Source organism: Methanoregula sp. (genome assembly GCF_035543475.1).
Lineage (GTDB): Archaea > Halobacteriota > Methanomicrobia > Methanomicrobiales > Methanospirillaceae > Methanoregula.
In genome coordinates this window covers 71193-81423 of record NZ_DATKKA010000024.1, presented here as the reverse complement: position 1 = coordinate 81423, position 10231 = coordinate 71193, and the positions used below count along the sequence as shown (strand labels likewise).

At 57.4% G+C, this 10231-nt stretch carries 11 protein-coding genes; 6 read left to right on the top strand and 5 right to left on the bottom strand.

All coding sequences use genetic code 11. The features are described from left to right. The 5 genes from VMS83_RS09435 to VMS83_RS09415 form a co-directional block, all read left to right on the top strand. A partial coding sequence (locus VMS83_RS09435; RefSeq protein WP_325412151.1) for a RecQ family ATP-dependent DNA helicase occupies positions 1–756 on the top strand: 756 nt, incomplete at its 5' end. Between the two features lie 32 nt (positions 757–788). Then, complete coding sequence (gene uvrC, locus VMS83_RS09430) at positions 789–2342, top strand: excinuclease ABC subunit UvrC (protein ID WP_325412149.1); 1554 nt, start codon at positions 789–791, stop codon at positions 2340–2342. Positions 2343–2412: 70 nt separating this feature from the next. Next, the gene (locus VMS83_RS09425) at positions 2413–2784 is read left to right on the top strand and encodes a ferritin family protein (protein WP_325412147.1); all 372 of its coding nucleotides are present in this window, start codon (positions 2413–2415) and stop codon (positions 2782–2784) included. 5 nt (positions 2785–2789) lie between these two features. Then, entirely contained in the window at positions 2790–3578 is a 789-nt protein-coding gene (locus tag VMS83_RS09420; RefSeq protein WP_325412145.1) for a family 1 encapsulin nanocompartment shell protein, read from the top strand. Positions 3579–3625: 47 nt separating this feature from the next. Beyond that, on the top strand, positions 3626–4012 hold the full coding sequence (locus VMS83_RS09415; protein ID WP_325412143.1) for a DUF7490 domain-containing protein: 387 nt from the start codon (positions 3626–3628) through the stop codon (positions 4010–4012). Between the two features lie 36 nt (positions 4013–4048). On the opposite strand, the gene queC is transcribed toward VMS83_RS09415, so the two are convergent. The 5 genes from queC to VMS83_RS09390 all read right to left on the bottom strand — a co-directional run bounded on the left by queC (position 4049) and on the right by VMS83_RS09390 (position 7745). Beyond that, complete coding sequence (gene queC / locus VMS83_RS09410) at positions 4049–4720, bottom strand: 7-cyano-7-deazaguanine synthase QueC (protein ID WP_325412141.1); 672 nt, start codon at positions 4718–4720, stop codon at positions 4049–4051. Positions 4721–4940: 220 nt separating this feature from the next. Further along, complete coding sequence (locus VMS83_RS09405; RefSeq protein WP_325412139.1) at positions 4941–5474, bottom strand: chemotaxis protein CheW; 534 nt, start codon at positions 5472–5474, stop codon at positions 4941–4943. A gap of 17 nt (positions 5475–5491) precedes the next feature. Further along, a complete protein-coding gene (locus tag VMS83_RS09400) occupies positions 5492–6970 on the bottom strand; it encodes a methyl-accepting chemotaxis protein (protein WP_325412137.1) in 1479 nt (492 codons plus the stop codon). Positions 6971–6975: 5 nt separating this feature from the next. Next, complete coding sequence (locus VMS83_RS09395) at positions 6976–7572, bottom strand: acetate uptake transporter (RefSeq protein ID WP_325412135.1); 597 nt, start codon at positions 7570–7572, stop codon at positions 6976–6978. Then, complete coding sequence (locus tag VMS83_RS09390) at positions 7563–7745, bottom strand: hypothetical protein (protein WP_325412133.1); 183 nt, start codon at positions 7743–7745, stop codon at positions 7563–7565. Before VMS83_RS09390 ends, VMS83_RS09395 begins: the two co-directional genes overlap by 10 nt. A gap of 353 nt (positions 7746–8098) precedes the next feature. Here VMS83_RS09390 and VMS83_RS09385 point away from each other — a divergent pair, with 353 nt between their 5' ends. Then, the gene (locus VMS83_RS09385; protein ID WP_325412131.1) at positions 8099–10165 is read left to right on the top strand and encodes a PAS domain S-box protein; all 2067 of its coding nucleotides are present in this window, start codon (positions 8099–8101) and stop codon (positions 10163–10165) included. Positions 10166–10231 lie beyond the last annotated feature (66 nt).

Genomic DNA, 10231 nt, shown 5'->3' with positions numbered 1-10231 from the left:
CAGCTGGGCCTGGTAAAGCCCAGAGAGTTCGTGGGCAGTTTTCACCGCAAGAACCTGGATTACCGCGTGCTCAAAAAGAAGAACGCGTCCGTCCAGCTGGCCGAGATCTGCTGCCGGCACCGGGGGGAGTCCGGCATCGTGTACTGCCTGAGCAAGAAGGAGACCGAGGAATGCGCAGCGGATCTCCGGAAACGGGGGTTTGCAGCAGTGGCGTACCATGCCGGCCTCTCCCGCCCGGTCCGGGAGGCCGTGCAGGACGCGTTTCTCAAAAATACCGCCCGGATCGTCTGCGCCACGGTTGCATTCGGCATGGGCATTGACAAGCCCGATGTGCGGTTCGTGGTCCACTACGATCTCCCCAAGTCGGTCGAGGCCTACTACCAGGAGACCGGGAGGGCCGGGAGGGACGGGAAGCCGGCCGAGTGCATCCTCCTGTTCAGCCGGGGGGATGCGATCCGGATCCGGTTCATGCTCGACCATGACGGTGCCGGCGAGCAGGCCACCCGCACCGCCCGGACGAAACTCCGGGACATGGTCGGGTACTGCGAGACTGCAGGATGCCGGAGGCAGTTCCTGCTGGCGTATTTCGGTGAGCGGGGAGTACGGGAAGACTGCAGTCTCTGCACGACCTGTACCGGGAAAAATCCCGTGCCAGACCGGAAGAATCGGGCCCGGCGTTCCTCCAAACGATCCGGGAGCGCCGCACCGGCCGGTGTTACAGTCTCACGGCGCACTTACCCGATCCCGAGCGTTTAAGACGCCGGCCCCCGGATACTTCTCCATCAGCCATGATCGATACCGCAGGCCTTCCCGAGAACCCCGGCTGCTACCTCTACGCCGATGCGGACGGGAGGATCATCTATGTGGGAAAGGCAAAGAACCTCAGGAAACGGGTATCGAGCTATTTTACCAAAAAGGACCATGACGCGAAGACCCGGAGCCTGGTTGCCCGTATTGTCTCGGTTGCGGTCGTGGTCACCGACACCGAGACCGAGGCGTTCCTTTTAGAGAATACCCTCATAAAAAAGCACCAGCCCAAATACAACATCGATCTCAAGGACGCCAAGCGCTATGCCTGGATCGAGCTGACAAAGGAGGAGTTCCCGCGCCTGGTGATCGCCCGCCGGGCAACAGGCGACGGTACCTACTTCGGTCCCTTTGTTTCAGCCGCCGAACGGGACCATGTCATCAAGGTGGCAAAGAAGATCTTCCACCTCCGGACCTGCAAAAAGCTCCCCAAGCGCCCCTGCCTCCGCCGCCACATGCAGTCCTGCAGCGCCCCCTGCACCGGCACGATCAGCCCGGCAGAATACGGTGAGAACGTGAAAAAGGCCACCCTGCTCCTGAAGGGGAAGTCCACCGAGCTGCTCGATGAGCTCCGGCGCGAGATGGCGGTACGGTCGGCCGGCGAGGAGTACGAACGGGCGCTTGTTTTGAGAAACGAGATCGCCGCCATCGAGCATCTTGCCGAGCGCCAGCATGTCGAACGCCAGCGGACCTACGACCAGGACGTGATTGCCTGCCAGGTGACGGAGGGGAGAGTCTACCTCACTGCGTTCAACGTGGAGCGGGGAACGCTTGCAAACAAGCAGGAGTTCACGTTCGAGGTAGGAGAGGATTTCTTCGAGGAGTTCCTGGTCCAGTACTACTCGGAGCGCGAACCCCCGGCCGAGCTTGTCGTGGAACAGGCGACCGACCCGGCCCTTGCGGAATTCCTCTCGGTAAAAAAAGGGAGGCAGGTTGATATTGTCGTCCCGCAGCGGGGCGAAAAACGGCAGCTTCTCGAACTGGCCAAGAAGAACCTGGAGATCGCGTTCTTCCGCGACACCCTCAAGGGGGCGGAACTCGGTGCGGCTCTCGGTATGCCCCATGCCCCGTCGGTGATCGAGTGCTTTGACATCTCCCACCTCTCCGGCACCGCGATGGTCGGCTCGATGGTGCAGTTCCGTGACGGGAAGCCCGACAAATCCGGCTACCGGCGCTTTAAGATCAGGACCGTGGAAGGGATTGACGATTTTGCATCGATCGCAGAAGTGGTAAAACGGCGGTACCAGCGCCTCACCGATGAGCACGCCCCGTTCCCGGACCTCATCATCATCGACGGCGGAAAAGGTCAGCTTGCCGCTGCACAGGAATCCCTTGCGGCTCTCGGGGCCACCGCCCAGCCCGTCATTGCCATCGCCAAGCGCGAGGAGGAGATCTATACCCCGGGCGATACACTCCCGCTCCGGCTCAACAGAAAAAGCATCGCTCTGCGGTATGTCCAGGAGATCCGGGACGAGGCGCACCGCTTTGCCATCACCTACAACCGGCTGCTCCGGAAAAAGAAGGTCATCTCCTGATCCTGCCAAGAGTCAAAAGTATTTATGGTACGTAGGAGACTATTGACCTTACAAAATAACGGAGGATACCATGCCTGACTTTTTCAACCCGTTCAGCGGAATGGTCCCGGACCGCAAGCTGACCAACGATGAACTGATCCGGGCGATCCGGCTCGACATTGCCGGGGAGCTCGAGGCGATCCACGGCTATATGGCCCATGCGGAGGCAACGGACAACGAGCTTGCAAAGGCCGTCCTCACCGATATCGCGAACGAGGAGCGTGTCCACGCCGGGGAACTCCAGAGGCTCCTTGCGATCCTGGCCGGCGAGGACGAATACCAGCAGAAGGGAAAACTCGAGGTTGACACGGTTGCCGCGGAGATCGGGGCGGCAGGTGCTGCTGCACCGGCGGCAAAGGAAGAGACGACCATCGGGTCCTTAAAGAATGCAAAGGGGGCGTAAATACCATGGCAAACACCTATCTTGGACGTGACGATGCACCCATCGGTGCAGAGACCTGGAAACTGATCGATGACGTGGCAGTACAGGCAGCAAAGAGCCAGCTTGCCGGGCGCAGGCTGATCGCGATCGAGGGCCCGTACGGCTTCGGGCTCAAGGCAATCGCCCTTGGGGACTATGCCCTCGAAGACGGGGTCAGCGCGAGCATCTCGCTCCCGCTCTCCCTGATCCGGACCGAATTCTCACTGGGCAAGCGCGACCTTGCGGCCTACGAGCGCGATCACCTTATCCTCGACACGGCCCCGGTGGCCTGCGCTGCCATGGATGCGGCGGCAAAGGAGGACAGGATCATCTTTAACGGCCTTGCCGGGACCCCGGGGCTCCTCAATGCCGAAGGCGCCGGCTCGATGACACTGTCCAAATGGGACAAGGTCGGAACCGCAGCAGACCAGATCATCGATGCGGTGACCAGGCTTGACGCCGCAGGATTCCACGGGCCCTACAGCCTTGCCCTCGCACCGGCCCAGTACAACCTGCTCCTCAGGCGGTACCCGCAGGGGGACGGGACCGAGCTGGAACATATCTCTGCAATCGTGAGTGACGGTGTGGTCAAGGCCCCGGCACTCAAAAAAGGCGGCGTCCTGATTGCATCGGGCAGCCAGTATGCTTCGGTTGCGCTTGGCCAGGACCTGGCAGTCGGGTACAACGGGCCGGTCGGGGACCTGCTCGAATTCCAGATCTACGAGAGCCTTGCGCTCGTTGTCCGGGCGCCCGAGTCCATTCTCGTGCTGAAATAACCTCCCTTTCTTTTTGGGATTTTCCTGCCTGTGGAGAAGTACCTGTCATGAACATCAGAGATTTCTGCCTGTATGCCCCGCTGCTCCTGATCGTTGTTGCTCTTGTCGCGGGTGCCGGCTGCCTGAGCACGGTAACTACCGGAGACAACTCGGCCGGCCCGGTCCACTCCCATTACGAGTACCAGGATTCGTGGTCGCCGGAGTATGGCTGTTATACCCACCTGACCGGCTACGTGTATAACGCAGGAAATGTGTCCACGCAGAACCTGCGGCTGGACTTCAACCTCGTAAACACCGGTACCGGCACGATCCGGGACTCACGCTCGGTCTATATCGGGAGCATCGCACCGGGCGACACCAAAAACTACGAGTCGATCCTGGACGGCGATTGCACGCAGGACTACCGGGTTGACGTTGCTTTTGAAAACCCGTGACCGGTGTCCGCCCGGGATAAAACAACAACCCGGGCCCTACTCTCCGTAGTCCAGCGGGTCGGTTGCACCGGCATCCCTGAACGCCTCGAGACGTTCGGTACAGGCGCCGCATTTTCCGCACGGGCGCACCCCGCCCTTGTAACAGGACCAGGTATCGGCGTAATCGACGCCAAGGCCAATGCCCTTTTTTGCGATATCTCCCTTGGAGAGCATAAGATAGGGCACCTGGAGCACGAGGTCATTCCAGTCGCAGAGGTGGAACGCAGTCGTCATGGCGCTCACAAAGACCGGCCTGCAGTCCGGGTAGATGGCATGGTCCCCGGCATGCGCCGCGTAGAACAGGTGACCGGCCCCGATGCCGATGGCATAGGAGGCAGCAAGGCTCAAAAAGACCATGTTCCGGTTCGGGACCACCGTCTGCTTCATGCTCTCTTCGGCATAATGGCCCTCGGGAACGTCCCGGTCGGCCCGTGTCAGGCTTGACGGGGCCAGATCGTTGAGCACGGAAAGCCCGGTGATCCGGTGGGGAATGTGGAGTTTTGCGCAGGTCTTTTGCGCGCACGCGATCTCTTTTTTGTGTTTCTGGTGGTAATCGAACGTGATCGCGCTGACCTCGTATCCCTGGTCAATGAGATCATAGAGAAGGGTGGTGCTGTCCATCCCGCCCGAGAGAATGAGAACTGCCTTCATGCCGGTATCCTTTCCCATCTCACTGGTATTTCAGGAGAGCTATATCAAGGAAGCGCCGGGCCGGTGCCCGGCAGCGACCGGAAAACAAAAGAACACCAGGTATCTGGATCGTTCCGGGACAAAAGGGACGAGAGGGCGATCCGGTGCCCGCAGGAGACGTGCTTTTCTTTGCAGGAGGCACAGGTTTTCGTATTTCCCGGACGAGGAAAAAGAGAGGTAATCTCCCCGCGAATGCCGGTCAGATCGAGGAATCGAGATCGCCAAGCAGTTTCTTGATATCGATCCAGATGATCAGCTCGTTCGTCTCCTTATCCTTGATCTTCACCTTGCGCTTGATGATCCCGATGATCGCCGTATCCTCGTGGCTGATCGACGCGGAGGTGTGGTCCACCTGGTTACCCTCGAAGGTCGAGACCGAGGTCACATCGTCGACCAGGATCCCCACCTTGGACTTGGTGATATTGTCGTCGAGGACGATGATCCGCGAGGCCTCAAGGGATTTGGTGCTTGCATCGGTGATGTTCAGGCGGTGCTTGAGATCGATGATCATCGTGATCTCCCCCCTGAGGTCGATAATCCCGCGAACATACGGGGCAACATTGGGGAGCTTGGTGATGGTCGTATACTCGACCACTTCCTTCACATCGAACAGGTCAATGGCGAAATGCTCGTTTCCGAGCACGAACTCCACGACCTGGATGGAGCTGAGATCGCCCTTGGAGGAAGCAGGGGTTTTTCCCTCAGCTACGGGTTCACTTGCCTTTGCCGTCATGGACACCTTCCCCCCGGTTAGTCCACCTTGAATTTGCGGTTGGCTTCCATCGCCTCAACAGCTACGTCATTTACGGTCTGGATCATCCGGGTGATCTCATCGAGCGCTGCGGCTGATTCTTCGGTCGCTGCCGCCGCATCCCCCGCTTCTTTTGCGGTCCGTTCGATAATGCCTCCGACCTCGTGGACGCTTGCCGTGATCTCCTCGGTGGTTGCCGCCTGTTCTTCGGTTGCAGCGGCAACTTCGGAAGCGCTGTTTGCCACGGTCTCCGCGGCTACCTGGATCTTCCTGAACGCGGCAAGCGCGTCGGCAGACGCTGCAACGCCTTTTTCAACAAGTTCCCTGGAATCCTCCATCGCTTCAGTCGCCTTCCTGGTGGCAGCATTGAGCTGGGTGATCATGTCCTCGATCCGTTCAGCACTGGACCGGGACTCCTGCGCAAGAGACTTGACCTCGGATGCGACAACGGCAAAACCCCGGCCGTGCTCACCCGCCCGGGCCGCCTCGATGGCAGCGTTCAGGGCCAGCAGGTTGGTCTGGTTCGCGAGATCGCGGATGAGCACGATGATCTTGCTGATATCTGCCATCTGTTTCTCGATCTCTTTGACAATCCCATGCACATTGTTCGTGGCCGACGTGATCTCGGTCATGTCCTTGTTGACCGTTTCCGCAAGGATTGCACCGTCCTTTGCTGCATCGTTTGCACTCTTTGCCTGGGTGGAGACGCTCTCCATGCTCGAGGTGATTTCCTCAACTGCAGCGCTCATGTCCTGCATGGCCTTGGACATCTGGTCAACGCCTTCGGCCGCTTTCTGGGCATTCTCGCTGACAACCCCGGCGTTCTTTGCAATCTGGTTCACGCCTTTCGATGCGTCCTCGATGCTCTTGTTTGCGTTATCCGCGGTCGAGGTCAGGTTCAGCATCTTCTTGTTGACGTCCCCGAGGTTCTTCTCGAGGCTGATCACGATCCCGCGGACAGCATCGCGGAGCTTGATGATCTGGTCGTACACTTCTTTGGTGTCATCATCCGGTTTGGTGATCTCATACCGGACCGTCAGGTCACCGGCTGCCATCTGGGCGTACACCTTGCTCAGTTCCGCGATCTCATTTTCCATGAAATCATGTGTCTTGGAGATCTTCGTGATATCGTGGTACGTAACATAGACGTAGGCAACCTCGCCTTTTGCATCCAGGATCGGGATATTTGCCCGCTGGATCACGTGGGTCCCGGTCGGCGCTTCGATAACCGACTCGCCAAACGTCCTTTTCTTTGCGGCAATGGCATCCGTATAGGACTTGCCGGAATCCTTGAGGTATTTTACCAGGCCCTGGGACCGGAGATCACTGATCCTCATGGACATGAGACGATCTACCGGGTACCCGAACAGCTTGGTAAACGCCGGATTGATCTTGACGAATTTCAGGTCCTTGTCTATGATGACCTGTGCAAGCGGATTGTACTCGAACATCAGTTCATAATCTTTGATTTCAACCATTTCCTTCACCCCAGCCTTACTACGGTTTCTTTCCACACTTCATTCATGATCTGTCCAAACCCGGTATATACTGCAGAGAGCCCGCAGAGGACTCCCTCGATGCCGGCAATCACGAGGATTGTCGGGTTCCCGAGTGCATTTCCCACGATCAGCAGGAGGAAAAGCAGCACCAGGAGCCCGAAGACCACCTGCATTGCCTTTGCCATCCTGAACGTGATCAGAAACATCGCGAGCGAAAACATTCCCCATATCCCCAGGAAACAGACCAGTGCCTCCCCGGACAGGGCGGGGCCCCACCCCCAGACGGGCATGAGGATCAAAAACACCAGGGATATCCAGAAAATGCCATACGAGATAAATGCGGTCATCCCGAACGTGTTGTTCTTCTTCCATTCCATGAGCCCTGCGATGATTTGGGCAAGACCACCATAGAAGAGTCCCATGGAAAATACCACGGATCCCAGCGCAAATATCCCGGCATTATGCATGTTCAGGATGATGGTCGTCATGCCGAATGCAAGAAGGCCCAGACCCCCGGGATTCGCGGTCATGTCGGTGAGCCGGACCTCGTTTTTGAATACCGAATCTTTTGTTAACTCCATAATTCATCCACCTTTCCCCGGACTTCCCTGATCTCCTCCTGCCCTGATGCAAGGAGGATAGCCCGCAGCAGCATTACCCTTCCCACAGTCGTGGTACATGACGGGTAAGCATAGGCATCGCCCATCTGATAGAGCGGTGAATTGTCGTAGTGGTACGATTGTACTCTGTTCATCTGCGGTCACTCCTCGGGAATTCTGCCAGTGTTTGCAAGGCAAAATACTGTTCAAGTTTTTCGGCAAGGGCATTCAGGAGGATAATATTCTCCTGAAGTCCATCCCGTTCCTCAGTGGTCGGGAGAAGACCCGGTCTTTTCCCTGGTGTAATCGCCTCGGAGTTCAGCACACAATCATCCTCCACCGTTCAACATTCACAACAGGCACATTTGCTGTGCATTTGTTGCCTGGCCTCAATGTGCGCACGAAACATTATATAAACAAACCCAAATGCCTTGCAAATATGCAAAGCAAAGAAAAACTTTTTAAAAGCGAATAACCGACAACATGATCATATCAGAAGACAGGGATCATGGAAAACCAGCAGGAAGAGCTCGCACGGATCAGGGAAGAATTAAAACGGCACCCGGAGGGACTGAGTATCACCGACCTCGCCGGTTCGTTGCACCTGAACCGGAACTCCGTGGCAAAATACCTGGACATCCTGCAGATCCAGGGAATGGTGGACGGGCGGAAACGCGGAACTTCCAAGGTTTATTTCCTGTCCCGTCGTATTCCTGCAGACGCGCTCAGGAAGATCTGTCTCCAGCCGTTCATTACCCTGGACCAGGACGGCCTGGTGACCGATTACAACCTGCAGTTTTCCCGTCTCACCGGTCTTTCCGGGGAGCAAACGCTGGGCAGAACGCTTGACCGGTTTCCCTTCACGATCCTGGAAGGTACTGTCCAGCAGGTATTCCGGGCTGCGCTGAAAGGAGTCGAGCAGAATGTGCGGGCCAGCCTTCTTCTTAACAATCAGGAAACTCCCGTCAGCCTGACCCTGATCCCCCTGGTCTTTCCTACCGGTAAACCGGGAGTCGCAGCTATTGCCGGGGATACCGGTACAACCCTGTCGGGCAGCAACCTTCCGGACACCGTTAATCCGGAACTGCGCATGCTCCTCGATCACCAGACCGAATATGCCGTACGTTACAGCCCTGAAGGTAGTATCCTGTATGTCAATGAACCCTACTGCCAGGCAATGGCGCGATCCCGTGAGGACCTGATCGGGCGGCCGTTCAAGCACCTGGTCTCGGCTGAGGACATGGAACGGATCGCGGCAAACCGCCAGCGGCTCAACTCAAAGTACCCGGCCGGCATGATTGAGTTCCGTGCCATCATGGCAAATGGTGAAGCCCGCTGGCAGCGGTGGTGGGACCGGGCCCTCTTTGATGATCGCGGGCAGCTGACCGGCTATTTTTCCTGTGGCCTTGACATCACCGAAGAAGTCCTGATCCGCACGAAGCTCAAAAAAACGCAGGATATGCTGGAGGAAACGATAGTTACAAGGACAACCGAACTGCGTGAGATCAACCGGCAGCTGTACGCTGAGATGACCCGAAGGGAGACCATGGAGCAGCAGCTCCAGCTCACCCAGTTTGCCATGGACAATGCCGCAGATATGGTCCTCTGGGTGAACCGCAATGGTCACGTGGAATATGCAAACAAGGCTGCCGTGATGGTGGGAGGGTATACCGCCGCGGAAATCTCAGAATCCGGGTTGGGCGATATATTCCCCATCCTGGCTGCACATGCCTGGAGCGAGACCTGGGATCATCTCAAGCGGGAGGGGACCATCAGCCGCCAGATCGAGATGATCAAAAAGGACGGTACCCGTATTCCCGTGGAGATACTGATCCGGTACCTTGAATACCATAAGAATGAGTTTGTCTGCTGTTTTGTACGGGATGTATCCGAAAGGACACGGATGGAACATACGCTGTTTTTGGCAAATAAAAAGCTCAACGTCCTCACCAGCATCACCCGCCACAATATCCAGAACAAGGTGACGATCCTCATGGGCTACCTGACCCGGGTAAAAAAACGGGTAAAGGACCCGGAGATCCTGGAATATCTCGAACGACAGGAGGAGGCGGCAAAAGAGATACGGGATGTGATCACTATCAGCCGGGATTTTAAGGACCTGGGATCCGATCCGCCGGAATGGCTGGATATCAGGGAGGTAATCACGGCAGCAATCACGCAGCTCAGCCACGGCGCGGCCCGGTTTTCGCTCGATATCCCGCAGCACCTTTTCGTGTTCGCGGACCGCCAGATAGAACGGGCATTTTTCCGGTTATTTGAAAACGCGATTAGCGACCCGGAAATACCCCGGTCCATCCATGTTTTCTCGCGGCAGGATCAGGATCGCATGATCATCTGTGTAGAGTATGAAAGCCCGGGAACCGGGCAAAAAGAGACCGCAGAACTTCCCGGGCCTGACAGATCCGGTAACGGCCAGCGGGGCCTTGTGATTATCCGGGAGATCTTCTCCCTTACCGATATTACTCTCACAGAGACCGGTGAAGCCGGGAAAAAGGTACGATACAGGATAGAAATTCCGCCGGTTTCCTATCGCCTGAACAGCCAGGGCCTGTGAAACGAAGGGCGGGTATGTCCTGAGGCCGGATAATCCCGGCGGGGCTGCACTTTTACATATAATAAT